The sequence below is a fragment of the Pandoraea bronchicola genome, assembly GCF_902459805.1.
Taxonomy (GTDB): domain Bacteria; phylum Pseudomonadota; class Gammaproteobacteria; order Burkholderiales; family Burkholderiaceae; genus Pandoraea; species Pandoraea bronchicola.
Genome location: NZ_CABPST010000012.1, coordinates 1 through 23,033 on the forward strand (window position 1 = coordinate 1; position 23,033 = coordinate 23,033).

General features: G+C 63.1%; 22 protein-coding genes and 1 pseudogene. 17 read left to right on the plus strand and 6 right to left on the minus strand.

What is annotated here, in order from left to right:
* Positions 1 to 142: 142 nt before the first annotated feature.
* Complete coding sequence (locus PBR20603_RS18915) at positions 143 to 1,186, plus strand: IS110 family RNA-guided transposase (protein ID WP_174977985.1); 1,044 nt, start codon at positions 143 to 145, stop codon at positions 1,184 to 1,186.
* Positions 1,187 to 1,432: 246 nt separating this feature from the next.
* Here PBR20603_RS18915 and PBR20603_RS18920 read toward each other — a convergent pair.
* From PBR20603_RS18920 to PBR20603_RS18940, 5 genes and pseudogenes are all read right to left on the minus strand, one after another.
* Positions 1,433 to 1,696: pseudogene (locus PBR20603_RS18920) on the minus strand (transposase); the annotation flags it as partial.
* Positions 1,697 to 1,917: 221 nt separating this feature from the next.
* Positions 1,918 to 2,394 carry an ATP-binding protein gene (locus PBR20603_RS18925; protein ID WP_246174840.1) on the minus strand — a complete coding sequence of 159 codons (477 nt, stop codon included), beginning with the start codon at positions 2,392 to 2,394 and terminating at the stop codon, positions 1,918 to 1,920.
* 203 nt (positions 2,395 to 2,597) lie between these two features.
* Entirely contained in the window at positions 2,598 to 3,374 is a 777-nt protein-coding gene (locus PBR20603_RS18930; RefSeq protein ID WP_150561045.1) for an enoyl-CoA hydratase, read from the minus strand.
* 79 nt (positions 3,375 to 3,453) lie between these two features.
* On the minus strand, positions 3,454 to 4,398 hold the full coding sequence (locus PBR20603_RS18935; protein WP_150561046.1) for an electron transfer flavoprotein subunit alpha/FixB family protein: 945 nt from the start codon (positions 4,396 to 4,398) through the stop codon (positions 3,454 to 3,456).
* Between the two features lie 12 nt (positions 4,399 to 4,410).
* The gene (locus PBR20603_RS18940; RefSeq protein ID WP_150561047.1) at positions 4,411 to 5,160 is read right to left on the minus strand and encodes an electron transfer flavoprotein subunit beta/FixA family protein; all 750 of its coding nucleotides are present in this window, start codon (positions 5,158 to 5,160) and stop codon (positions 4,411 to 4,413) included.
* 204 nt (positions 5,161 to 5,364) lie between these two features.
* On the opposite strand from PBR20603_RS18940, the gene PBR20603_RS18945 reads away from it, so the two are divergent.
* The 15 genes from PBR20603_RS18945 (at position 5,365) to PBR20603_RS19015 (ending at position 21,778) form a co-directional block, all read left to right on the plus strand.
* Positions 5,365 to 6,582 (plus strand): acyl-CoA dehydrogenase family protein, encoded by a 1,218-nt coding sequence (locus tag PBR20603_RS18945; RefSeq protein ID WP_150561048.1) that lies wholly within the window; start codon positions 5,365 to 5,367, stop codon positions 6,580 to 6,582.
* Positions 6,583 to 6,666: 84 nt separating this feature from the next.
* Complete coding sequence (locus tag PBR20603_RS18950; RefSeq protein ID WP_150561049.1) at positions 6,667 to 7,461, plus strand: enoyl-CoA hydratase/isomerase family protein; 795 nt, start codon at positions 6,667 to 6,669, stop codon at positions 7,459 to 7,461.
* A gap of 105 nt (positions 7,462 to 7,566) precedes the next feature.
* Complete coding sequence (locus PBR20603_RS18955) at positions 7,567 to 8,724, plus strand: acyl-CoA dehydrogenase family protein (protein ID WP_150561050.1); 1,158 nt, start codon at positions 7,567 to 7,569, stop codon at positions 8,722 to 8,724.
* A complete protein-coding gene (locus PBR20603_RS18960) occupies positions 8,721 to 9,584 on the plus strand; it encodes an SDR family NAD(P)-dependent oxidoreductase (RefSeq protein WP_150561051.1) in 864 nt (287 codons plus the stop codon). The genes PBR20603_RS18955 and PBR20603_RS18960 overlap by 4 nt, the downstream gene beginning before the upstream one ends.
* An 83-nt stretch (positions 9,585 to 9,667) precedes the next feature.
* Positions 9,668 to 10,951, plus strand: coding sequence for an ABC transporter substrate-binding protein (locus tag PBR20603_RS18965; RefSeq protein ID WP_150561052.1), 1,284 nt, complete (start codon positions 9,668 to 9,670; stop codon positions 10,949 to 10,951).
* A gap of 18 nt (positions 10,952 to 10,969) precedes the next feature.
* Complete coding sequence (locus PBR20603_RS18970) at positions 10,970 to 11,845, plus strand: branched-chain amino acid ABC transporter permease (protein ID WP_150561053.1); 876 nt, start codon at positions 10,970 to 10,972, stop codon at positions 11,843 to 11,845.
* The gene (locus tag PBR20603_RS18975) at positions 11,842 to 12,906 is read left to right on the plus strand and encodes a branched-chain amino acid ABC transporter permease (RefSeq protein ID WP_150561054.1); all 1,065 of its coding nucleotides are present in this window, start codon (positions 11,842 to 11,844) and stop codon (positions 12,904 to 12,906) included. The genes PBR20603_RS18970 and PBR20603_RS18975 overlap by 4 nt, the downstream gene beginning before the upstream one ends.
* The gene (locus tag PBR20603_RS18980) at positions 12,903 to 13,694 is read left to right on the plus strand and encodes an ABC transporter ATP-binding protein (protein ID WP_150561055.1); all 792 of its coding nucleotides are present in this window, start codon (positions 12,903 to 12,905) and stop codon (positions 13,692 to 13,694) included. Before PBR20603_RS18975 ends, PBR20603_RS18980 begins: the two co-directional genes overlap by 4 nt.
* Positions 13,687 to 14,391, plus strand: coding sequence for an ABC transporter ATP-binding protein (locus PBR20603_RS18985; RefSeq protein WP_150561056.1), 705 nt, complete (start codon positions 13,687 to 13,689; stop codon positions 14,389 to 14,391). Before PBR20603_RS18980 ends, PBR20603_RS18985 begins: the two co-directional genes overlap by 8 nt.
* 44 nt (positions 14,392 to 14,435) lie before the next feature.
* On the plus strand, positions 14,436 to 15,095 hold the full coding sequence (locus tag PBR20603_RS18990) for a TetR/AcrR family transcriptional regulator (RefSeq protein WP_150561057.1): 660 nt from the start codon (positions 14,436 to 14,438) through the stop codon (positions 15,093 to 15,095).
* Between the two features lie 235 nt (positions 15,096 to 15,330).
* Positions 15,331 to 17,016 carry an AMP-binding protein gene (locus PBR20603_RS18995; protein WP_150561058.1) on the plus strand — a complete coding sequence of 562 codons (1,686 nt, stop codon included), beginning with the start codon at positions 15,331 to 15,333 and terminating at the stop codon, positions 17,014 to 17,016.
* Between the two features lie 132 nt (positions 17,017 to 17,148).
* The gene (locus PBR20603_RS19000) at positions 17,149 to 18,375 is read left to right on the plus strand and encodes an NADH:flavin oxidoreductase/NADH oxidase (RefSeq protein ID WP_150561059.1); all 1,227 of its coding nucleotides are present in this window, start codon (positions 17,149 to 17,151) and stop codon (positions 18,373 to 18,375) included.
* A complete protein-coding gene (locus PBR20603_RS19005) occupies positions 18,372 to 18,860 on the plus strand; it encodes a PaaI family thioesterase (RefSeq protein ID WP_174977986.1) in 489 nt (162 codons plus the stop codon). The genes PBR20603_RS19000 and PBR20603_RS19005 overlap by 4 nt, the downstream gene beginning before the upstream one ends.
* Positions 18,857 to 20,548, plus strand: a complete 1,692-nt coding sequence (locus tag PBR20603_RS19010; RefSeq protein WP_174977987.1) for a class I adenylate-forming enzyme family protein — start codon at positions 18,857 to 18,859, stop codon at positions 20,546 to 20,548. The genes PBR20603_RS19005 and PBR20603_RS19010 overlap by 4 nt, the downstream gene beginning before the upstream one ends.
* A 102-nt stretch (positions 20,549 to 20,650) precedes the next feature.
* Complete coding sequence (locus tag PBR20603_RS19015) at positions 20,651 to 21,778, plus strand: iron-containing alcohol dehydrogenase (RefSeq protein WP_150561062.1); 1,128 nt, start codon at positions 20,651 to 20,653, stop codon at positions 21,776 to 21,778.
* 78 nt (positions 21,779 to 21,856) lie between these two features.
* On the opposite strand, the gene PBR20603_RS19020 is transcribed toward PBR20603_RS19015, so the two are convergent.
* Positions 21,857 to 22,246, minus strand: a complete 390-nt coding sequence (locus PBR20603_RS19020; protein ID WP_150561063.1) for a hypothetical protein — start codon at positions 22,244 to 22,246, stop codon at positions 21,857 to 21,859.
* A gap of 64 nt (positions 22,247 to 22,310) precedes the next feature.
* Here PBR20603_RS19020 and PBR20603_RS19025 point away from each other — a divergent pair, with 64 nt between their 5' ends.
* Positions 22,311 to 23,015: a hypothetical protein gene (locus PBR20603_RS19025; protein WP_150561064.1), complete on the plus strand. Its 705-nt coding sequence runs from the start codon at positions 22,311 to 22,313 to the stop codon at positions 23,013 to 23,015.
* Positions 23,016 to 23,033 lie beyond the last annotated feature (18 nt).

Genomic DNA, 23,033 nt, shown 5'->3' on the forward strand with positions numbered 1-23,033 from the left:
ACACTTTGGTCAGGCTTGCCCGATACCGATCACGCAACTCGTCGATCAGTGCCCGTTTGCGAGAAGGCTTCAGAGCTAATAGGATGGTCCGCCCCTCCCCGAAGGGGGATACTGAAGCCCCCGAAACCGTTGGAGAATGATCATGCGTATCGTTCCTCACAGCTGCGCCGTCTACGGTGTCGACCTGGGCAAGACGACATTTCACATCGCCGGAGCCGACCAGCATGGACGGCCCATACTGAGAATCAAGCTTCGCCGTGACGCGTTGCTACAGTTCTTTGCGACAGCTTCTCCCGCGCGCGTGGGCATGGAAGCTTGTCCTGGAGCGCATTGGCTGGCAAGGAAACTGATCGCGTTCGGCCACGACGTCAAGTTGATACCAGCCCAATTCGTCAAGCCCTACCTGAAGTCAAACAAGAATGACACCCTCGACGCCGAGGCAATCGCCGAAGCTGTAACGCGCCCAACAATGCGCTTCGTCCCTGTCAAACGCCACGAGCAACTTGATATGCAAGCGCTACATCGTGTGCGAGCCCAATTCGTTCACCAGCGCACGGCGATTGTGAGTCAGTTTCGCTGCTTTCTGCTCGAATACGGCATCGCCATCCACACTGGTATCGGCACGTTCCGACGCGATGCGACTCGCATTCTCGCAGATGATTCCAACGATTTGACGCCGACCATGCGACAGCTGCTGACGGATCTGTGGTCGGACTTCCTGCGCATAGACGAGCGCGTCATCACACTTTCCGGTCAGATCGAAGCGTCCGCTAAGCACGATGACGTTGTACAGCGCCTCACGACGATTCCGGGAATTGGCCCGCTTGGGGCAAGCGCTTTGTGCGCAGCCATTGGAAATGGCAAGCAGTTCCGCAGCGGACGCGACTTGGCTGCATGGATCGGCCTCGTTCCGCGTCAGCATACGACTGGTGGTAAGCCAACGCTTCTAGGTATCAGCAAACGCGGCAATACGTACCTGCGCCGCTTACTCGTATTGGGTGCTCAATCCTGTCTGATGCATCTGGACCGCTCAAAAGATCGGCTCGGGCGATGGCTCGATACGCTCGAGAGCAGGATGCATCACAACAAGGTCGTGATAGCGTTGGCCAACAAGCTCGCCCGAGTCGCGTGGGTTGTTCTCACGCGTCCAGGCGCCCTGTACGAAAAAACGGATCCACGCTTTTAAAACCGAACCGACCTCAAGTTTGCAGGGACGTGGAATCGAGATGACGCAACAGTTGACTGGCGTGCTGTAAGCCTTGGTCAAAAAAGCGGGCTAGCAAGCCCGGGCCAACTTATTAGGAACGGTACGCGCAGATCTCATCATGGCCTGAACGCCAAAAGCGTTCGACTCGCGAGAGGCCGGATACATTTACGCAAACTGACATGCGTCGGATCGACAACGCTCGCCTTGCAAAGCCGGGGCGGACCATACATTTTTTGACAGGACATCCTGCAACATCGCCTTGTCCAGGCTCAGATCGGCAACCAAGCGCTTGAGCTTCATGTTCTCCTCTTCCAACTGGCGCATTCTGCGAAGCTCGGACGGGCCTACGCCGCCGTACTTCTTCTTCCAGTTGTAGAAGGTCGCCTCGCTGATCCCCAGCTTACGGCACACCTCTTCGACCTTCGTACCCAGCTCCGCTTGCTTCAAAGCAAACGCGATCTGTGCTTCCGTGAACTTGCTCGTCTTCATGGCATGTCTTCCGTTTCAAACTGTCAAAATCATGCCGGATTTTCTACTTTTCAGTGGTACTGTTTTCTGGGGTAGGGTCAGGTTACCCGACCCCACGTCAACGCTCGAACGGAACGGGGCGCAGCCACTGCAACACCAGACTGCTGGATGTCATTGTAGCCCACTGGACGATGCCCGACGGGCCGGAAGCGGCTTGAGACTGTGCTCTGACGCCTTTTATATTAGCCACCTCGCAGCTCTTCGACCGAACGGGCTCCAACACCTAAGTCGCGCCACTTCTCTGGGTGGCAGGAGAACAGCAGTATCTGATGCCGCGTCGCCGCGTCAAACAGTACGCGCTTCATCTGCGCGAGGCGCCCGTCATCGCTGTGCACAAGGGCGTCGTCGAGCATGATCAGTGTTGGCCGCCCAGCCTCCTTGAGCAGGTCTGCGTAGGCTAGACGGCTGATCATGCCCATCTGCTCGCGTGCGCCGAAACTCATATCGTGGAAGTCGCCCGCCTCCGTGCCTGGCCGGTTGAGCAAACGCGGCACGAAGTCCTCACCTAGTTCGAGCGTCGCCTGCGGAAACAACAGCTGTGCATAGTGGTTCAGATGGCGCTGTAGCGGCGCATGCAGGCGCTGAGTAACCGCGGCACGCTTACGCCGCAGCAGTTCGAGCAGGTGATCGAGCGCATTCGCGCGACGCTGCATTTCCACGCATCGACTTTGCCTATGGCTTTGTCTTTGAACTTCCGTCGCGACAGATTCAGCGCAAGCGCCACGACCATGCAAACGGGGATCAGGAAAGACAGGAGCGTAACGGGTGTCAGGGTCATCCAGCACCTCCATTTTCTCTATCGAGGCATTCTGTGGCGAATTGATGTCGCGTTACGCAGCATTTTTAATACGGGCTCGTTCAATCAAGCGTTTGAGGACTGACACCGAAAGTCCGGCCTTCGCTTCTCCAGGAACGCGCCCAGTGCCTCACGTGCTGCCGGCTCGCTCAGCATCCAGATAAAGGCGGCTTCTTCCTCCGCCATCTGCCGCGCCACTGCGAGACGTTGACCCGCCTTCATGAGCCGCTTCGTCTCGACCAGACTCGAAAGCGGTTTCTCCGCGAGCTTTCGCACCTGATTCTCGGCGTATGGACTCAATTCTGCGACAGGGAGAACACGGGTCACCAATCCATGGGCACGCGCATCGGCCGCAGAAATCGCCTCGCCCAGCAGCAACATCTCGGCAGCTCGCAGATAGCCCAGCATCAACGGGCCGAGCAGACTGGACCCGGCTTCGGGACAAAGCCCCAGATTGACAAAAGGCATCGAAAACGTCGCGTTATCCGCCGCGTACACGAAGTCACAATGAAACAACAACGTTGTCCCTACCCCGACGGCAGGCCCACAGACCTGCGCGACCATCGGTTTTGGAAACTCGGCGAGCGCTCGGAGAAACGCGAACGCAGGCCCATCATCGGCAGTCGGGGGATGCGTCAAGAAATCCCGGATATCGTTTCCCGCAGTAAACACCGAGTCATTCCCACGCAGCACACAGACACGCACATCCGGATCTTCAACAGCGGCATTGATCGCTTTCGTGACGATCCGATACATCTCGGCGGTGAGCGCATTCTTGTACGCAGGGCGATTGAAAATTATCGTGAGAACGCCGTCATCGATGCCAATCGTAATTTCACTCATTTGACCGGATTTCCTTGAACAGGCAGACGTTGATACGTTGTTGGAGCGAGTGCCCCGAATCACTCGCACGGCGCAGGCACTAAGTTCCACTCACCCATTCGGGTACGGCAGCGAACAGATCCCCCACCAGACCGTAGTCCGCCACCGAGAAAATCGGCGCTTCCGGATCCTTGTTGATCGCCACGATCACCTTCGAATCCTTCATCCCGGCCAAGTGCTGGATCGCCCCCGAGATACCTACGGCGACGTACAACTGCGGCGCCACGATCTTGCCCGTCTGACCGACCTGATAGTCGTTCGGCACGTAGCCTGCGTCCACGGCCGCGCGCGACGCGCCCAGCGCCGCACCCAGCTTGTCCGCTAGCGGCTCGAGCACCTTCGTATAGTTCTCGCCCGAGCCCAGGCCGCGACCACCCGAGACGATGATCTTCGCGTTCGTGAGTTCCGGACGGTCCAGCTTCGTCACCTCACGGCCCACGAACTGCGACACACCCGCGTCCGGCGTCGCCGCCACCGACTCCACCGCTGCGCTGCCACCCGTGGTCGCCACCGCGTCGAAGCCCGTCGAGCGCACCGTGATCACCTTGATCTTGTCCGCGCTTTGCACCGTCGCGATCGCGTTGCCCGCGTAGATCGGACGCTCGAACACATCACGATCAAATGCGGCACTGTCGACCTTCGTGATGTCCGAGATCTGCGCCACGTCGAGCAATGCCGCCACGCGCGGCGCAATGTTCTTGCCGTACGCCGTGGCGTTGGCCAGGATGTGCGTGTAGCCGCCCGCAAGCGACGCCACCTCGTCAGCGATGTTCTCGGCCAGACCGTCGCCGAAGTACGGCGCATCGGCCAGCAACACCTTCTTCACGCCCGCGATCTGCGCGGCCGCATCGGCAGCCGCCTTCGCGTTGCTGCCCGCGACCAGCACATGCACGTCGTCGCCGCATTGCAGCGCCGCCGCTACCGTGTTCAGCGTCGCCGCCTTGATCGACTGGTTGTCGTGTTCTGCGATTACCAGAATGCTCATCTCGTCGTCTCCTTAGATGACCTTGGCTTCGGTCTTCAGCTTCTCGACGAGCGTTGCCACGTCCGCCACCTTCACCCCCGCGCTGCGCTTGGGCGGCTCGGCCACTTTCAGCGTCTTCAGGCGCGGGCTCACATCCACGCCCAGATCCGCCGGCTTCACCGTCTCCAGCGGCTTCTTCTTCGCCTTCATGATGTTGGGCAGCGTCACGTAACGCGGCTCGTTCAGACGCAAATCCGTCGTGATCACCGCCGGCAGCGACAGCGACACGGTCTCCAGACCGCCATCCACTTCGCGCGTGACCTGCGCCCGGTTGTCCGCCACGCTTACCTTCGAGGCAAACGTTGCCTGCGGCAGCTTCGCGAGCGCCGCGAGCATCTGACCCGTTTGATTGGAGTCGTCGTCGATCGCCTGCTTGCCCAGGATCACCAGTTGCGGCTGCTCCTTGTCCACCAGCGCCTTGAGCAACTTGGCCACCGCCAGCGGTTGCAGCTCTTCGTCCGACTCGATCAGGATCGCGCGATCCGCGCCGATGGCCAGTGCCGTACGCAGCGTTTCCTGCGACTGCGCCACGCCTGCCGACACCGCGATCACTTCGGTCGCCACGTCCGCTTCCTTCAGACGCACCGCCTCTTCCACCGCGATTTCGTCGAACGGATTCATCGACATCTTCACGTTCGCGATGTCGACGCCACTTCCGTCGCTCTTCACCCGAACCTTTACGTTGTAATCCACTACCCGTTTGACCGGTACCAGCACCTTCATCGAACTCCCCCTTCGGTTATCCCCTTGCCCGGGCGCCCCTTCGGAAAATTCCCGTCAGTTCACCGCCCATTGCGTCTTCACCGGCACCCGATCCCCCCCCGATGCCGCCCTCGCCGACCGGTCCCCGCTGACGGTTTTCACCAGCGCTCAACGTTAACCCTAAAATGACTCAATAATCATTTAATGACTATTGACTCATAAATCATGTTATCGGAAACTCCATCCATCGACAACATCGACAGCACGCTGGAGGGAGACGAAGTGGATTTCGCCGAGACAACCGAAACAAAACAGCTGCGCGCTACGCTGCGCCGCTTTGTCGAGAAGGAAATGCCGCGCGAAGCGGCAGCGCGCTGGGATCGCGAGAATCACTTTCCACGCGACGTTTTCGACAAGCTCGCCACGCTCGGCGTGATGGGGCTGACCGTGCCGGAGCAATACGGCGGCGCCGGTCGCGACATCGTCGCCACCATGATCACCATCGAAGAACTCTCGCGCCGCAGCCTGGCCGTTTCGGTGCCTTACATCATGGCAGCGTGCTATGCGGGAATGAACCTCGTGGAATGTGGTTCCGAAGCGCAGAAAGAAGCCCTGCTGCCGAAAGTGGTCGACGGGCGTCTCATGTTCGCTTACGGATGGACCGAACCCGACATCGGCGCCGACCTGGCGAGCGTCAAGACCCGCGCGGAACGTGTGGGCGAGAAGGTGGTCATCAACGGTGCGAAGCGATTCTGTTCCGGCGCGGCCATCAGCGATTACATCTACACTCTCGTGCGCAGCGGCGCCGAAGGCGATCGCTATCGCAACCTCTCGATGGTGCTGGTGCCGCCCAACACCCCCGGCGTCACGATCACCCCGATCGATAGCCTGGGCATGAAAGGCGCCGCCACGACCGACGTCACGTTCGAGAACGTCGAGGTCCCCGCGTCGAACATCATCGGGGGCGACGCCGGCTGGCATCAGGGCTGGTCGATGCTGGTGGGCTCGGGGCTCGATGTCGAGAAGCTAGAGGTGGCAGCCGTCGCCGTCGGCGTCGCGACCGCAGCGCTCGAAGACGCATGGCAATACGCCCACGAACGTCGCCAGTTCGGCAAAACCATCAACGAGTACCAGTCGATCCGGCACAAGCTCGCCGACATGCAGACCCGACTGCACGCCTCGCGTCTGATGCTCTATCACGCGGCATCGAAAGCCAACCGGCACGAGCGCTGCGCGGTCGAAACCTCGATGACCAAACTCTACGCTGCCGAAGCGGCCAAGGAAATTGCGCTCGAATGCCAGACGATTTTCGGCGCCTACGGCTACGTGAAGGAATTCGACGCGGAGCGCTACGTGCGCGACGCATTGCTGATCCCGATCATGGGCGGCTCGTCCGCGATCCAGCGCAACAACATCTACAAGTGGACCAATGCCGGCCTGTGAGCGCATTCGTCGTCGCGCCGTGCGCGCGGCATGAGTCAACGCCATCGCCATCGGGCATGTCAACGTCAAACGCCAGGAGACATCATGAATTTCGAAGCTTACCGATCGATCACTTTCTCTCGTCGCAACCGCGTACTTACGATCACCCTGAATCGCCCCGACAGCCTGAACGCGGTCGATGCGCAGATGCACGAGGAACTCGCACAGGTGTTCGTCGACGCGTCGCGGGACCCCGAATCGGATCTGATCGTCGTCACCGGTGCCGGCCGTGCCTTCTGTGCCGGCGGCGACATCGACTGGATGCAGGAAGCCATCGACGTTCCTGCCCGCTTCGAAAAGACCGCACGCGAAGCCAAGCAGATCGTCTATTCGCTGCTGGACTGTGAGAAGCCCGTGATCGCCAAGGTCAACGGGCACGCCACCGGGCTGGGCGCCACCATCGCCCTCTTCTGCGACCTGATCTTCGCCTCGAAGCGCGCCAAGATCGGTGACCCGCATGTGAGCGTCGGCTTCGTCGCAGGCGACGGCGGCGCCGTGATCTGGCCGCAGCTGATCGGCTATGCACGCGCCAAGGAATATCTGCTGACCGGCGATCTCATGCCCGCAGAAGACGCCGCGCGCATCGGACTGATCAATCGCGCCGTGGACGGCGAGGAACTCGACGCACTCGTCGACAGCTACGCCGACCGACTCAACGCCGGCGCCATCAAGGCGATCCGCTGGACGAAGATGGCCACCAACATCGGACTCAAGCAACTCGCACATTCGATGATGGACGCGTGCCTCGCCTACGAATCGCTTTCGAATGTCACGCGCGATCACCAGGAAGCCGTCAACGCATTCCGTGAAAAGCGGGCCGCGATCTTTACCGGCGAATAAGACCGCCACAGGGGCACGAAAGCGCCGGCAACGCCCACGGCAAGACCGCGCAAGACACGTCGGCGCGCCGCGCCACGTGATCGAATTCACTAAGGAGTGTTCAACTTGGACTTTACGGAATCCGACGACATCCGCGCACTGCGCGACACCCTGCGTCGCTTCGTCGAAAAAGAGATGCCTCGCGATCGCGTGGCGCAATGGGACAAGACGAACACGTTTCCGCGCGATGTCTTCGACAAGCTCGCCGGCCTGGGCGTACTCGGCCTGACCGTACCGGAAGCGTATGGCGGCCTCGGACGCGATATCGTCGGCGCGATGGTCGTCATCGAAGAGCTTGCGCGTCGCAGCCTGGCCGTGGCCATTCCTTACATCAACGCCGCCTGCTACGCGGGCATGAACATCGACGAGTGCGGCACCGAGGCACAGAAGGCGCAGATCCTGCCGCGCGTAGTCGAGGGGAAGATGATTTTCGCCTACGGCTGGACCGAGCCCGATGTCGGGTCGGACCTCGCCTCGATTCGCACGCGTGCCGAGCGGCGGGGTGACCGGATCGTCGTGAATGGCGCAAAGCGCTTTTGCTCCGGCGCCGCGCACAGCGACTATATCTACACGCTCGTGCGCACCGGCCCGGAAGGCGAGCGCCATCGCAATCTCACGCTGCTGCTGATTCCGCCGTCCACCCCGGGGGTGACGATCGAGCTGATCAACGGCATGGGTCTCAAGGGATTTCCGACCACGGATGTCACCTTCAGCGATGTCGAACTGCCGCTCGACGCCATTGTCGGCGGCGAGGCGGGATGGAATCATGCCTGGCCGATGGTCGTGGGCTCGGGACTCGATGTGGAGAAACTCGAGGTTGCCGCGATGGCCATCGGCATCGGTCAGGCCGCGCTGGACGACGCATGGGCCTACGCCGGAGAGCGCCAGCAATTCGGCAAGGCAATCGGCAACTACCAGTCGATCCAGCATAAGCTGGCCGACATGAAGACGCAGTTGCATGGCGCGCGTCTGATGCTGTACCACGCAGCGCATCTGGCAAACGAACATCGCCCCTGCTCGGGCGAGACGTCGATGGCCAAGTTGTTCGCCACCGAAGCGGGCAAAGCCATCGCGCTCGAATGCCAGACCATCTTCGGCGCCTATGGCTACGTGAAGGACTTCGATGTCGAGCGCTATGTGCGCGACGCCCTCGGCCTGCCGATCATCGGCGGCTCCTCTGCGATTCAGCGCAACAACATCTACAAATGGATGGCACGCCAATGAACGCGCTCAACGCAGAACACAGCGGCAAGCCCGTCGACACGATCGATGATCGCATTGCACTGCACGGACGCGTCGCGCTGGTCACCGGCGGGGCGAGCGGCATCGGTCTGGCCGTCGTGCAGCGTCTGGTCGCACACGGTGCCACCGTCGTCATTGCCGACCGTGCCGACGCCGATCACCTGCCTGCGGCGGCTCGGCCGGGCACACATGCCACCGGCACGCCGGGCGTCGCGGCGTATGTCCGCGGTGACGTGCGCGAGGAGGCAGACATCACCCGCATGGTCGACACGGCGATCCGCTGTGCGCAAACCGGCGGCCTCGTCTTCGATACGGTCGTGACCTGTGCGGGGATTGCCGATCAATTGGTCCCGACCATCGAGCAGGATGCCGATGTGTGGCAGAAGGTCCTCGACGTCAGCCTGCGAGGCACTTACCTGACGTGTCGCGCCGCAGGCCGTCACATGCTGCCGGCCAATCGGGGCACGATCGTGAACATCTCGTCGCTGACCTCATTGGGCGGCTTTCCACGGCGTACCGCCTACGGCCCGGCGAAGGCCGCCGTCGCCAACCTCACGCGCGCGCTCGCCTGCGAATGGGGCGGATCGGGCATCCGCGTGAATTGCATCGCCCCCGGTTATATCGCGACACCGCTGGTCGACGCCCTTTGCCGCGACGACAAGATCGACCTCGAGCGCCTGCAGCGGCGCACGCCGATGGCGCGCCTCGGTCAGCCCGACGAGATCGCGAAGGTCGTCGCATTTCTCGTATCGGACCTGGCCTCCTTCGTCAGCGGGGTGGAGTTGCCCGTCGATGGCGGCTGGAGTGCCTTTGGTGGTTCGGGCGACGTGGCGACAGCCTAGGAGACGTCGCCCGATCCGGCAGTCATCACGCAGCAGGCGGGACACAGCAAGCAGTCATAACGTAAAACCATCAGGAGACAACCGTGGCAATCAATCGTAGAGACGTGCTCAAAATCGCTGGCGCGGGCGTCACGCTCGCGGGTGCAGGTCCGTTGGCCAGTTCGCTGGCACGCGCGCAGGCAAAGACTGGCGGCCCCATCCAGCTCGGATTCATTTCCTCGCTGACCGGCGCGCAGGCCCCACTGGGCCAGCCCATGTTGATGGGGGCGCAAATTGCCGTGGATCAGATCAACCAGGCGGGCGGCGTGAACGGCCGCAAGCTGGAACTGGTGGTGCGTGACGACAAGGCAAAGCCGACCGATGCGACCATCGCCTCGCGCGAACTCGCCGGCAATGGCGTGAATCTTCAGCTCGGCGTGGTGTCGAGCGCCGTGGCGCTGGCCCTCACGGCGATGCTCGAACAGCAGAAGGCCATCCTGATCACCTGCGCGGCCCACTCCGACAAGCTCACCAAAGAGAACTTCAACCGCCATTACTTCCGCGTGACCGACAACCCGTACATGAAGCTTCGCTTCATGGCGGCGGCGGTCGCCGAACGCTATGGCAGCGTGTCGCGCTGGAGCGGCGTGATCCCCGATCACGAATACGGCCGCACCACATGGAACTGCTTCGAAGAAGGGCTGCTCGAGTACTACCCCACCGTCGCCAAGGCCAAGCCCGCCATCGCCCAGGCCGTGCGCACGCAGTACGGCGCTACCGACTACCGCAATGTGATCGGCTCGGCGATGGGTTTGCCCGCCGAAGGCTTCCTCGTGTCGGTGTATGGCGGCGATGCCGTCACGCTGTTCAAACAGGCACTGCCTTACGGCTTCTTCAAGAAGGCGAAAGTCATCATCGATCCGGCGAACGAGTTCGTCGTCGCGAAGGCAATGAAGAGCGAGATGCCCGAGATGTGGTGCGGCACCCACTGGTATGCGGGCGCCTTCACCGATCTGCCGATGTCGAACGCGGTGCTCAAGGAACATATTCGCCGCACCAACGGCGACGCCTTCCCGACCGGATGGGTCGGTGAGGGGCATGCCGCCGTGATGGCCTATGCCAAAGCCATCCAGGCGAGCGGCACGACCGAAACGCAGGCAGTCATCAAGGCGCTCGAATCGGAAACGTTCGACACCACGTGTGGGCCGCGCTACTTCCGCAAGGAAGACCACCAGGCGATCAAGCCGGTGCTGATGTACCGCTTGCGCGGAAGCAAGTCGGCGAGCGCGGGTTTCGAGGTGCTGGAGTTCATCAAGAAGGACGGCAAGGACTTTGTCGATCCGCCGACGCCCGGCAAAGCGCTCACGTTCAAGTACGTGACTGTCTGACGCTTCGTGGAGCCTCACATGGATCAGTTTGCGCTGACCTTGATAAACGGCCTGTCGTGGGGAATGACCGTGTTCCTCACCGCGGCAGGCCTGTCGCTGGTTTTCGGGATTCTGCACGTGCTGAACTTCTCACACGGCGGCTTCCTGATGATCGGCGCTTATCTGTCCTATGCCATCGGGGCGCGGCTCCAGGCCGACTCCCTGTGGTCGTTCCTCGGCACCGCCGTCGTCTGTGCGGCGGCGGTCGGGGTGCTCGGTGCCGTGGTCGAGCGCGTTGTCTTCCGACGCCTGCGGGCGGTGAGCGAGGCGTACTCGCTTATCGCCACGTATGCGCTGCTGATCCTGTGTCAGGGTGTGGTGAAGCTGATCTGGGGCATCGACTTCCTGAGCGTTCCACCGCCCGAGGCACTGGGCGGTGCACTGAGCCTGGGCGACGTCATCGTGCCGACCTTCGTGGTTTGCGTGATCGTCTGCGGCGTCGTGGTGTTTCTGGCGATGGACGTCATCTTGCATCGCACCGGCATCGGCAAACGAGTGCAGTCGGTGGCGGTCGACCCGTGGATGGCCAGCCTGCTGGGGATCAATGTCCAGGCCGTGTTCGCATGGACCGTTGTGTGCGGTTTCGCGCTCGCGGGACTGGCCGGGGGGCTGTTGTCGATCAACCAGAGCCTCTCGCCTGCGATGGGCAGCGCGCTGATCATTCAGGCCTTCGGCGCGCTGATCGTCGGCGGGCTGGGCAATATCCGCGGCGCGTTTATCGCTTCGGTCCTGCTCGGCCTCGTCACCTCGTTCGGAGACCGCTTTGTGCCCGATGTGCCCGGACTCTTCTTCTTTGTTTCTCTTGCGGCAATCCTGCTCATTCGCCCGCAGGGGCTGATGCGAGGTCTGCGATGAACGCCTTCCTTCACGGGCGCGGCAATGCGCGCCGCGCCGACGTGCTCATCTTCGCGCTGCTGCTCGTGCTCTTCGCGTCGGTCCCGGCGTGGGCCGACCAGGGGTTCGTGTTTCTCGCAGGGGTAGCGCTCGTGCAGATCGTCTTCGCCCTGAGCTTCAACACGATCTTCGGTCTCGCGGGCATGGTCAGCTTCGGACACGCCGCGTATTTCGCCACAGGCGCGTACGCCGCAGGCATTTTGCTGCGCGACTTACCCGGCGTGTCGCTCGCGACCATCTTGCTGGCCGGCGGCGCCGCCGGTGCCATCATGGCGGCCCTGATCGGCTTCGTCGCCTTGCGACGCGCCAGCGGAAACTACTTCGCGATTCTCACGCTCGCGCTGGCCGAGCTGCTGCATATCGTGATTGCGAAATCCGACTGGCTCGGCCGCGAAGACGGCATGACCGGGATCGTGCGCCCTTCCCTGCTGGGCATCGACCTGAACCAGGGCGCCTCGCTGTATTACGTACTGCTCGCGCTCGCCGTGATATTCGGATTCGGCGCGTGGCTGATGTGGCACGGGGCGTTCGGCCGGATGCTCGGCGCGATTCGTCAGGACGCCGATCGCATGGCATTCCTCGGCGCGAACGTGCATCTCGCCCGGCTCGCGGCGTTCACCGTGAGCGGTGCAGGCGCCGGGCTGGCAGGCGCGATGTACGCCCCGCTCGCGCAACTGCTCACGCCGGAGGTCGCTCACTGGACGTATTCGGCACTGCCGATACTGTTCTGCCTGCTCGGTGGCACGGCGTACTTCTGGGGGCCGGTGCTCGGCGTGATGCTGTTCCTCGGGCTCGAACACGCCACGCGCAACATCGTGGGGCTGTCGGAGGTCGTCATCGGCACCACACTGCTCGTCGTGGTGCTCGCCTTCCCGGGCGGCATTGCCGGCGGCATTGTCCATCTGCTGCGCCGACGCGCCTTGCCGACGCCCTTGCCCACACGTGTCGCACCGGAGGCCGCGGGATCGGCCGCCACCGGCAATGCGACACCGCTCACCCATCGTGCGGAGGCCGACGCATGACACTCGCTACCCAAGCGCTTGCGCAAGCCAGTCTGTGCGCCCGGGGCATCTTCAAGGACTACGGGACGGTCAAGGTGCTCAAGGATGTCTCGATCTCGGTCGCGCCCGGGACGACGCACGCGGTCATCGGTCCTAACGGCGCGGGCAAGACCACCCTGTTTCGCGTGCTTTCCGGCGAGGCGCTGGCCGATCGCGGCGAGGTCGCCTTTGAGGGGCAGGATGTCAGCCGGTGGTCGGGCTACCGGCGCGTTCGCCAGGGCATTGGCCGCACGTTCCAGGTCGCGAAAGTGTTCAGCGAAATGCGCGTCATCGACAACGTCGTGCTGGCGCTGGAGACGGGCGGATCGCCTGCGCTGCGTCGCAGCGTATGGCGCTTCGTGCAACCCGCCCCGGCCGCCGCGCTTCGCACGCAGGCGATGGCCTCGCTCGCCACGGTCGGGCTCGAAGCCCGCGCCGGTGAAATGGCGGGCGTACTGGCCTACGGAGAAAGAAAACGCCTGGAGCTGGCCATGGCGCTGGCGCTGCAGCCGCGCATGCTGCTGCTCGACGAACCGATGGCCGGCATGTCCCCGGGCGACCGGATCTCGGCCGTGGCCTTGCTCAAGCGCATCGGACGCGAACTCGGCATGTCGATCCTGCTGACCGAACACGATATGAGTGTGGTGTTCGCGCTTGCCGATCACATTACGGTGCTCAACTATGGGCAGGTGATCGCCTCGGGTACGCCGGAAGCCGTGCGTGCCTCGCCGATCGTGCGTGAGGTCTACCTGGGACACGAGCATGCTTGATATCCGGAACGTTCACGCCTATTACGGCGACAGTGTGATTCTCAACGACGTCAGCCTGAGCATTGGCGCCGGCCAGGGCGTCGCCCTGCTCGGGCGCAACGGTGCGGGCAAGAGTACGCTGCTCAAGAGCATCGTCGATGCCGGCCCTCGCGTGACAGGTGAGATCGTGTTCGACGGCGCATCGCTCGCCAATGTCGCCACCCACCGGCGCATTCAGCGTGGCTTGGGGTTCGTCCCCGAGGATCGTCGAATCTTCGGCCATCTGAGCGTCGCGGAGAACCTCACGCTCGCCCGGCACGGGGCGCGTCCCGGCCATGTGTGCCATGACGTCGCGCAGAGCTGCCGACTGTTTCCGCTGCTCACCGACCTGCTCTCGCGCGGCGGCAACCAGTTGTCCGGCGGGCAGCAGCAGGTACTTGCCGTTGCGCGCGGCATGGTCACTCGACCCCGTTGCCTGCTGCTCGACGAGCCGACGGAAGGCGTCGCACCGCTGATCGTCGCCCAGATGGCCGAGCAGATCCGAGCCGCCTGCGCGCAAGAAGGGACCGCGTTGCTCGTCGCCGAACAGAACGTGTGGTTTGCCCGCCAGTGCAGCGAATACGTCTATGTCATGGACACCGGTAACATCGTGTTTTCCGGCACCTGGGACGAGTACGATGAGCATCCGGAAATCGCCGAACGGTATCTGGCACTGTAGGATGCCGGCTGCACGTTGCGCCCCCTATTCAAAGTGAAATCGCCATGAGCACAGACACACTCGAGAACGAAACCGACGGCGGCACGGTCAGCGCCGCCCCCCGCCGACGCCGTAGCCCGACGCGCGAAGCCCGTGCCGCAGCGCTGCGTGACAAGATCTTCGAGGCAGCGGCACAGGTGGTCGGCCAGTACGGCTACGCGGACGCGTCGATTGGTCGCATCACCGAGGCCGCCGGCATTGCGCAAGGCACGTTCTATCTGTACTTCGAATCGCGTCAGGCGTTGTTCGACGAACTGCTGCCCCATGTGGGCGCCGACCTGCTGGTCTACATCAGCAAGAAAGTGCGCGGCGCCGCCACCTTTTACGAGGTGGAAGAACGGGGGTTTCGTGCGTTCTTCGACTACCTGCGCAGCAATCCCGGCTTTTTCCGCGTGCTGAACGAGGCCGAAGTGGCGGCCCCGGTCGCGCACACGGCGCACATGAAGCTGTTGACCGAACACTATGTGAAATCGCTGCAGCGCAGCGTGGAGAGCGGTGAAATCCGTCTCTTCAAAGGCAAGGAACTCGAAGCACTCGCCTATGTGTTCCAGTCGGCACGCAGCTATCTCTACCTGCGCTATGTCAAGGGGAGCGAGAAAACCCGAAAACTGCCGGACTGGGTGGTCGAGACGTACATGAAGCTCGTCAAGAACGGCCTCAAGTGATACGCCGGACAACCCGCGACTGACGTATCGCGTCGGCGAGCGCAGTCATCAAGGGCGTGGATTTGAACAGCAGTGATTGACGGCCTGCGCCGTCTTTGCAGTCATGAAGTACAGGCATGTCCGGGGAGACACGGACGCCCTGCCCGCGATGCGGGTTGAATGCGTGAGCGGTGGACATTGCGTGCACCGGTTCATGTGTAACGGCTCGCCAGACGATAAAAGCAACGGGATTCGTATGAGCAAAGATGCAAGCGGTTGGACGACGCGCCTCACGGCGCAGATGATCGATCAATACACGGCCAGCGGTGCGTGGCGCAATACCACCATCGCCCAACTCGCGCAGCAGCGGGCCGGCGCCACGCCCGAGCGCGTCTGCGTGGTGGATGGCGTGCATCGCATGACCTATGCGCGCTTGTTTGCCGAAGCCCGACGCATCGCTGCCGGACTGCGCGACATGGGGCTCGTTCCCGGCGATGTCGTCAGTTTTCAGTTGCCCAACTGGTGGGAGGCCGTGGTCGTCAACCTCGCCGCAGCGATGGGCGGCTGGGTAGCGAATCCGATCGTCCCGATCTACCGCGACGCCGAGGTCGGCTTCATCCTCGACGACTCACATTCCAGCGTCATCTTCCTGCCGGAGCGTTTTCGCAGCATCGACTATCTGGCGATGATGCAACGTCTCGCGCACACCTCGAACATTCGCACCCCGATCGTGACCGTGCGTGCGCAAACACCAGGCGCACACGGACTCTCGGACTTCTCCACACTCGGGAACCACGCCGCACCGTGGGAGGCATTCGATGTCTCCCCGAACGCCGTCAAACTCGCGCTGTACACCAGCGGCACGACGGGTCGCCCGAAAGGCGTGCTGCATAGCCACAACACGCTCGCCACTGAACTCGATGCGGTGTCGCGTTTCTGGCACGTCGACGAAGACGACGTCGTGTTCATGCCGTCTCCCGTCACGCACATTACCGGCTATACCTACGCACTCGATTACGTTTTCGTTGCCGGCGTTCGCGCCGTGCTGATGGACCAGTGGGAAGCGACGGCCGCCGTGGCGCTCGCCCGCCGCGAGCACGCGACGCTCACGGTCGCGGCCACGCCCTTCCTGGCCGAATTCGTCGACGCCGTCGCGCAAAGTGGCGAGCCGCTACCGGCGTTTCGCATGTTCGCCAGCGGCGGCGCCCCGGTGCCGCCGGAGCTAGTCCATCGCGCTGCGCGCATCATGCCGGATTGTGTCTTCTGCCGCGTATATGGGAGCAGCGAAACGCCGACCGTCTCGCTTGGCGTGAACCAGCGTGGCGAGCAAACCATCGGCGCAGAAACGGATGGCCGCATCTTCAACAATGAGGTGCGCATCGCCGACCCCGTCACCGGCGCACCGTTGCCCGCCGGGCAAGTGGGCGAGATTCTGGCGCGAGGGCCGGAGATCATGCTCGGCTACTGCCGCGACACCGACACGCTCGACGCGTTCGACGCCGACGGCTTCTTCCGCAGCGGCGATCTGGGCTGGGTGTCCGATGACGGTGTGATCACGGTGACCGGCCGCAAGAAGGACCTGATCATTCGCGGTGGCGAGAACCTGAGCCCCAAGGAGATCGAGGACATCCTGCACACGCACCCGGCCATCGCCGAAGCGGCTGTCGTCGCGATGCCTCACGCGCGTCTGGGCGAAACGCCCTGCGCGTGGGTGGTGTTGCGTGAAGGAACGTCGCTCACATTCGAGACGCTGATCGAATGGCTCGAGACGGCCCGATTGGCCAAACAAAAGCTTCCCGAGCGGCTCTTCGTGGTCGAGGCCATGCCGAAAACGCCGTCGGGGAAAATCCTCAAGCATGTGCTGCGCACACGCAGTGCGGAGGCTGTCGCGTCCGAGGCGCCCTCCACGTCTGCCACGTCTATCGCGACCACAGCCGCCTGACGCACCCCGACTGAGCCCCACCGTCGAAGCCGTTTTGCCGAAGGCTGCGCCATCCACCGGCGCAGCCAGTCCGACGTCGCGCCTGTCGCGGGCGTCGATGCCGCCACGCTAGTCACGTTTTCGGGAGTTTCCATGTCTGCCAACGCTAAATCGCCTGCCCGCTCGCACCTGTTCTCGCCGTTGACGTTGCGCGCCGTCACGCTACCGAACCGGGTCGTCATCAGCCCCATGAGCCAGTATTGCGCACGGGACGGCATTGCCGACGACTGGCATCTCGTCAATTACGGCAAGCTTGCGCAAGGCGGTGCGGGCATGGTGATCGTGGAGACGGCCGCCGTTGAGCCGCGCGGGCGCGGCACGTATGGATGCCTCGGCCTTTGGAATGACGCGCAGATTGCGCCGCTCGCACGAATTGCCGACTTTATCCGCGCCCAAGGCGCGGTGCCCGCCCTGCAAATCGGCCACGCGGGTCGCAAAGGTAGCGTGCAGCGCCCTTGGGAGGGGTACGCCCAACTCACGCAGCGAGAGCGCGAACGCGGAGAAACCCCCTGGGAGACCATCGCGCCATCGGCCACGTCGGCGGGTCCCGATTGGCCAACGCCTGCAGCGATGGACAGCGCAACGCTCGAGTCGGTGGCACTCGCCTTCGTCGCCGCAACGCAGCGGGCGGCGCGCGCTGGGTTCGATGTGATCGAGTTGCACGCGGCACATGGCTATCTGCTGCACGAGTTTCTCTCGCCGATTGCGAACACCCGGGACGACGCCTGGGGTGGCGATGCCGCGCGACGGATGGCGTGGCCGCTCGAGGTCATCCGACGCGTGAGGTCGGCGTGGCCGCAAAGCAAGCCGTTGCTGCTGCGCGTGTCCAGCGTCGATGGCATCGATGGCGGCTACTCACTCGACGACACCGTGGCGTTTGCCCGGGCTGCGAGCGCCGTGGGCGTCGATCTCGTCGATTGCTCTTCCGGGGGAATTTCCGGTCTGGCCACCGCCGCCAACCGCCTGCCGCGAGGGTATGGCTTTCAGGTGCCGTATGCGAGTGAAGTGCGGGCGAAAGCGGACGTGGCGTCGATGGCCGTCGGCCTGATCGTCGACGCCCACCAGGCCGAGCGCATTCTGGCCGACGGGCACGCCGATCTGGTGGCAATCGGACGAGAAGCGCTGGAAGATCCGAACTGGGCACTGCATGCGCGCAGGACGCTGGAAGGCGAGGCGTTCGACGCATGGCCTGCGCAGTACGGCTGGTGGCTCGCACGGCGTGCACGCGTGATCGATGCGTTGTCCGAAGCCGGTCATCCGCGGCCCGGCGACGCTCTGCCGTCGAGCGGCATGCCCGGCGAGCAACGGAGCGTCGCATGAGCGTGCCAGGCCATCTCTCTCTGGCGCAGGCCCGGCACGTTGCCGAACCGACGGACATCCCCGCCGGCTTCGTCCCCGTCGCGCCCGAACGGTTCATGGAAACCGTGGGCCCCGTGTACGCTGCGCCGAAGCCACCCGGTGCCCCGCCCGACGTGGCGGCAAAGATCATCGGGTGCCTCGCCATGCCGCAACACGGCAATCGCTTCGGCGGCGTTCACGGCGGCATGCTCGCCACGCTCGCCGACTATGCGATCGGCATCAACATCCTCGGTGACGCACCGGAGCGCTGGCGGCTCGGCACCGTCAGTCTGAATCTCGACTTCATCGCGAGTCCGCACATCGGCGAATGGATCGAGGCGACGGTGACGATGGACAAGTCGCATGGACGGTTGCGGTTCTCCACCTGTGTACTGCGCGGCGCAGGCCAGCGTCTGCTGGTGCGTGCCACGGGCGTTTTCTCCGCACTGGAGGTGGCGCAGCCATGACCACACGCCCCGTTACGGCACCGCGCTCGTCATCCCGGGCATCGGTGTCCTTTCCGCAGCCGCCCTGCCCTAGCGCTCAGGCGAGACACCCCGATGCCATGCTGGAGGAAGCGTTATCCGCGTTTCCTGATGTGAATGCACTGATCGATCATCACGCGGAACATCGCACCGACCATGTGGCCATCGATGCGCCGAGCGTCGCCGATGTCGGCACGCTGCGCGTACGGCTGACCTACGGAGAACTGCGCACCCAAACCGTGGCACTCGCCAATGCGTTGGCGGGCATCGGCGTGCGCGCGAATGACCGAATCGCTGTCATCGCGCGCGGCGAAGCGCATGCGCAATGCATCCTGATCTACCTGGCGCTACTGCGGCTGGGTGCGACCCTGGTGCCGATCAATCCGCGCTTTACGCCGGACGAGGTCGCTCAGGCACTCTCACTGGCCCGAATCGATGGCGTTGTCGCGCACGCCGACTTCGCGGCACGATTGGACTCGCTCGCCGAAGCCAACGATCTGAAAGTGAAGATCGTGCTCGATGCGATGGCAGCGCTGTCGCCCTGGCATCGGTGGCAAACCCTGCTGACGGGTAGCTCGACCGCCGCGCCGGAGCGCCCGGAAATCCCGCCGGACACGCTCGCCAATATTCTGTTCACGTCGGGAACGACGGGACGGCCCAAAGGCGTCATGCACACGCACGCCACTGCGCTGGCGACCGGTGCGATCTTCAGCCGGGCGCTGGGCCTCACGTCGACCGACGTCTTCCATAACGCGATTCCGTTCTTCACCAGCTCCGGGACGCAATTCACACTGATGGCTTCGCTGTGGGCAGGCGCGACCATGATTACCGAGCCCGCTTTCGATGCCGTCCAGATCCTTGAGCGCATGCGAGAGCGTCGCACCACAGTCTATCTCGGCGTGCCCGCGCACCTGCTCTTCCTGATCGATGCGATCGAGCGCCGCCCCGGGCTCAAACTCCCCCACCTGCGCCTTTGGGACTATGGCGGCGCCGCTATGCCACTCGATGCGATCGCGAGACTGCAAGCGCGCTTTCCCGGCGTCGACCAGCGGCAGAACTACGGCTTGACCGAGACCGGACCGACCGGCGCCCTGATGGCCCCCGACGACTTTACGACGCACCCGGGGGCCATTGGACGACCGATGCCGTTGTGCGAATTGCGAATCACGTTGCCTGACGGCAGCAACGCGGCCATCGGCGACGTGGGCGAGATTTGCGTGCGCAGTCCCGCAAACATGGTGGGCTATTTCGCGGATGCCGATGCGACGGACAAATCGATGGATGGTCGCTGGGTAAGTACCGGGGATCTCGGGAAGCTCGACGCCGACGGCTTTCTTTACTATGTCGACCGCCTGAAGGACGTGGTGAACCGCGGCGGGTTGAAGATCGGCTCGGTGGAAGTGGAAGACGCGATTCATCGCGTGCCCGAAGTCCTCGAGGCGGCGGTCGTTGCTGTCGCCCACCCGCGGCTCGGCGAAGACCTCGTGGCCTTCGTGGCGCTGCGTGCCGGATGCTCGCTCGACGAGGATGCCCTGCGCAGCACCCTGTCGACGTCGCTTGCGGACTATAAGGTGCCGCGCGACATCCGCTTCGTCGACGCATTGCCCCGCAATCCGATGGGGAAAGTGCTCAAGACGACGTTGCGCGATATCGCGTCGCGCCCTCGGTAGTCAGTCGCGTACAACGCGCAAGATCATGGATCGTGACGCGTGCCTCGCACAGCGCGAGGTGAACGCTCACGGGAGTCTCACGTACCACGAACGGAGTTTGCAATGCCACTCGCGGCAACCTCGACACGCGACACGCCTTCCCTGGTCCGCTTCGTTGCGCCAGGCGACTACCTTCAGGGCTGCGGCGCGCTTGCGCACCTGCCCGACCTCACTCGTCGTCATGCCGGGCCCGCCTGGTATGTGTCCGATGTTGCGGTGGCATCGTGGCTCACCCCCCGCTTGCAGGCACTGGTTGATTCGGCGCTGCAGCTAAACACGTTCGACGGCGAGATCACATATGCAGCCATCGACGCGATGGCTGCGCGCGTACCGAACGACGTCGGCGTCATCGTTGGCATTGGCGGCGGCAAGGCGATCGACATGGCCAAGGGGGTGGCGGTGGCGCATGGTTTGCCGATGATATCCGTGCCGACGGTGGCGTCGAACGACGCGCCGACCAGCCGCGCTTACGCGATCTATGACGACCAGCACCGCATGGTGGCCGTGGAGCGAATGCCGGCGAACCCTGTCGCAGTGCTTGTCGACATCGACGTCCTGATCGGCGCTCCGGTGCGGATGATGTCGGCCGGGATTGGCGACGCGTTGGCCAAGTGGTTTGAAGCCGATGCGGCGGCACAGGCGGACAGCCGCAACATGCTGGGCGCGACAGCACCGGCACTTGCTCGCGTGATCGCGCGCGCCGCCTACGATACGCTCCGGCAGGACGCAGTTGCCGCGCTCGCGGCCATGCGTCGTGGCACACCCGACGCGGCGTTCGGGCAAACGGTCGAAGCCTGCCTGCTGATGTCCGGGCTCGGATTCGAAAACGGCGGGCTGTCCGTTGCCCATGCCATGACTCGCGGGCTCATGCGCTCGCGTCATGGTCATGGCGCACTGCATGGTGAGCATGTGGCCTACGGTGTGATGGTTCAGCTTGTCCTCGAAGGGCGCGACGATGCGACGCTTGCCGATATGGCGAGCTTTCTCGCGGCCGTTGGGTTGCCGTCGTCGTTGCGAACGATGTCGGGGAAGACGGCAATGCCACAGGACTTCGACGACATTGCGGCCGCCAGCTTGCTGGCACCCCATTGGGGGAACTTCGCGCGGCGGGTGGATGGACAATGCCTGGTGCAAGCGCTCCGATCGCTCGAAAGCATGACGTTCCATGCGTCTGGATCGCTGGACCGGTAGCCAGACACGACAAAGCCCGCGAGGCGTTCACCGTCGCGGGCTTTCGAGGCAAGGATTCATCACCCTCGCATTGCGCATTCAAGTGTCAATGACGCTCAGTACGTAATAATCGCCGACCGCCGACGATGCAGGCGTGAGCATCTGCAACGCATCGTGCTGCGTACCGTCTGGATTCGCGGTGTTCAGCATGAAGTTGACCAGCGCCAGCAGATCACCTGCGGCCGACACGAGCTTTGTGTCCTGAGGAAAACTGTGCTCCCACGTACCGCCGTCGACACCCAGCAAGTTGTGAGGGTCGCCGGACGTCTCCCACGTTCCATCCGAGCGAAGCGTCACCCCTGCTAGGGCGCTCTGTACCACAAGCCGTAGGTTCGCCGCTCGCCCCATACACCCTCCCATGACATCGGCAAGAAATACGATGTAATCCGAAAAGACGATACTCTCAGTCCTTACGAGAAGCACAGCCATGAACTATTGTAGGTAATGCAAAACGTCACAACGCAAGAATTTGGCTCGACGAGGAGGGACAGAAATGCCGCTCTTTTCCATCAAGACAATCGCGTGTTCGGCAACCCTCTCGTTTTCACTTGTCCTTTCGGCCTATCAGGAAGTTCGCGCTGAAGCACCGACGGTCCTGTATCCCATCAAGACCCTGCGCGGAAGTGTTCATGTGGAATCCGGAACCGCTGCCAACATCACTTGCCGGCTCGACCCGAATGGCTGCGGCGAAACCGCTACCGGCGGAATGCAAATATTGGCGACACCGCCAGCCGGACATTCCTTGTGTTACGCAATCGTTCGCGACGTCAACTGGTCGGGCGGGGGCGCGAGCACCGGCTATAACCTGGCAGGTCAACCGAACGTCGGGAGCTTTGCTACTTACCGCCTGACCGTCGGTGCGGCAGCGGATTCCACGCCCTTTGGGGGCGGCAATACGGCGAATCTCAACTTCATCATCGTCGCCGTTCGAAACGATTATGCAGATTTTGCCAACTCGCACGTGGTCAACGCGTTCCCTGCCGTGCTCACCGCTGATAACGATCCCTCACGTATCGTGTGCCCACAGAATATTGCGCATGACGGCAATGGAAATGTCGCCATGCACTTCAGCAAGACGGAGGACTGGAGCAACCAGTGGCACGACGAAATTATTCCGCTTGATCTGTCAATGCCCGGCGGATGCATCGCCGGTGGCTTCAGTCCGGATCCGAATGATCGCTGCTATAAAAAGCACTGATCACCTTCACTTTTTAGA

What these genes read in the sequence shown, in the direction of transcription:
- PBR20603_RS18960 (WP_150561051.1), top strand. Translation starts at nt 8,721, where the DNA reads ATGAACGCGCTCAACGCAGAACACAGCGGCAAGCCCGTCGACACGATC.
- PBR20603_RS19005 (WP_174977986.1), top strand. Translation starts at nt 18,372, where the DNA reads ATGAGCGTGCCAGGCCATCTCTCTCTGGCGCAGGCCCGGCACGTTGCC.
- PBR20603_RS19025 (WP_150561064.1), top strand. Translation starts at nt 22,311, where the DNA reads ATGCCGCTCTTTTCCATCAAGACAATCGCGTGTTCGGCAACCCTCTCG.
- PBR20603_RS18985 (WP_150561056.1), top strand. Translation starts at nt 13,687, where the DNA reads ATGCTTGATATCCGGAACGTTCACGCCTATTACGGCGACAGTGTGATT.
- PBR20603_RS18995 (WP_150561058.1), top strand. Translation starts at nt 15,331, where the DNA reads ATGAGCAAAGATGCAAGCGGTTGGACGACGCGCCTCACGGCGCAGATG.
- PBR20603_RS18990 (WP_150561057.1), top strand. Translation starts at nt 14,436, where the DNA reads ATGAGCACAGACACACTCGAGAACGAAACCGACGGCGGCACGGTCAGC.
- PBR20603_RS18980 (WP_150561055.1), top strand. Translation starts at nt 12,903, where the DNA reads ATGACACTCGCTACCCAAGCGCTTGCGCAAGCCAGTCTGTGCGCCCGG.
- PBR20603_RS18930 (WP_150561045.1), bottom strand. Translation starts at nt 3,374, where the DNA reads ATGAGTGAAATTACGATTGGCATCGATGACGGCGTTCTCACGATAATT.
- PBR20603_RS18975 (WP_150561054.1), top strand. Translation starts at nt 11,842, where the DNA reads ATGAACGCCTTCCTTCACGGGCGCGGCAATGCGCGCCGCGCCGACGTG.
- PBR20603_RS19000 (WP_150561059.1), top strand. Translation starts at nt 17,149, where the DNA reads ATGTCTGCCAACGCTAAATCGCCTGCCCGCTCGCACCTGTTCTCGCCG.
- PBR20603_RS18950 (WP_150561049.1), top strand. Translation starts at nt 6,667, where the DNA reads ATGAATTTCGAAGCTTACCGATCGATCACTTTCTCTCGTCGCAACCGC.
- PBR20603_RS18915 (WP_174977985.1), top strand. Translation starts at nt 143, where the DNA reads ATGCGTATCGTTCCTCACAGCTGCGCCGTCTACGGTGTCGACCTGGGC.
- PBR20603_RS18970 (WP_150561053.1), top strand. Translation starts at nt 10,970, where the DNA reads ATGGATCAGTTTGCGCTGACCTTGATAAACGGCCTGTCGTGGGGAATG.
- PBR20603_RS18935 (WP_150561046.1), bottom strand. Translation starts at nt 4,398, where the DNA reads ATGAGCATTCTGGTAATCGCAGAACACGACAACCAGTCGATCAAGGCG.
- PBR20603_RS18940 (WP_150561047.1), bottom strand. Translation starts at nt 5,160, where the DNA reads ATGAAGGTGCTGGTACCGGTCAAACGGGTAGTGGATTACAACGTAAAG.
- PBR20603_RS19020 (WP_150561063.1), bottom strand. Translation starts at nt 22,246, where the DNA reads ATGGCTGTGCTTCTCGTAAGGACTGAGAGTATCGTCTTTTCGGATTAC.
- PBR20603_RS18945 (WP_150561048.1), top strand. Translation starts at nt 5,365, where the DNA reads ATGTTATCGGAAACTCCATCCATCGACAACATCGACAGCACGCTGGAG.
- PBR20603_RS19015 (WP_150561062.1), top strand. Translation starts at nt 20,651, where the DNA reads ATGCCACTCGCGGCAACCTCGACACGCGACACGCCTTCCCTGGTCCGC.
- PBR20603_RS19010 (WP_174977987.1), top strand. Translation starts at nt 18,857, where the DNA reads ATGACCACACGCCCCGTTACGGCACCGCGCTCGTCATCCCGGGCATCG.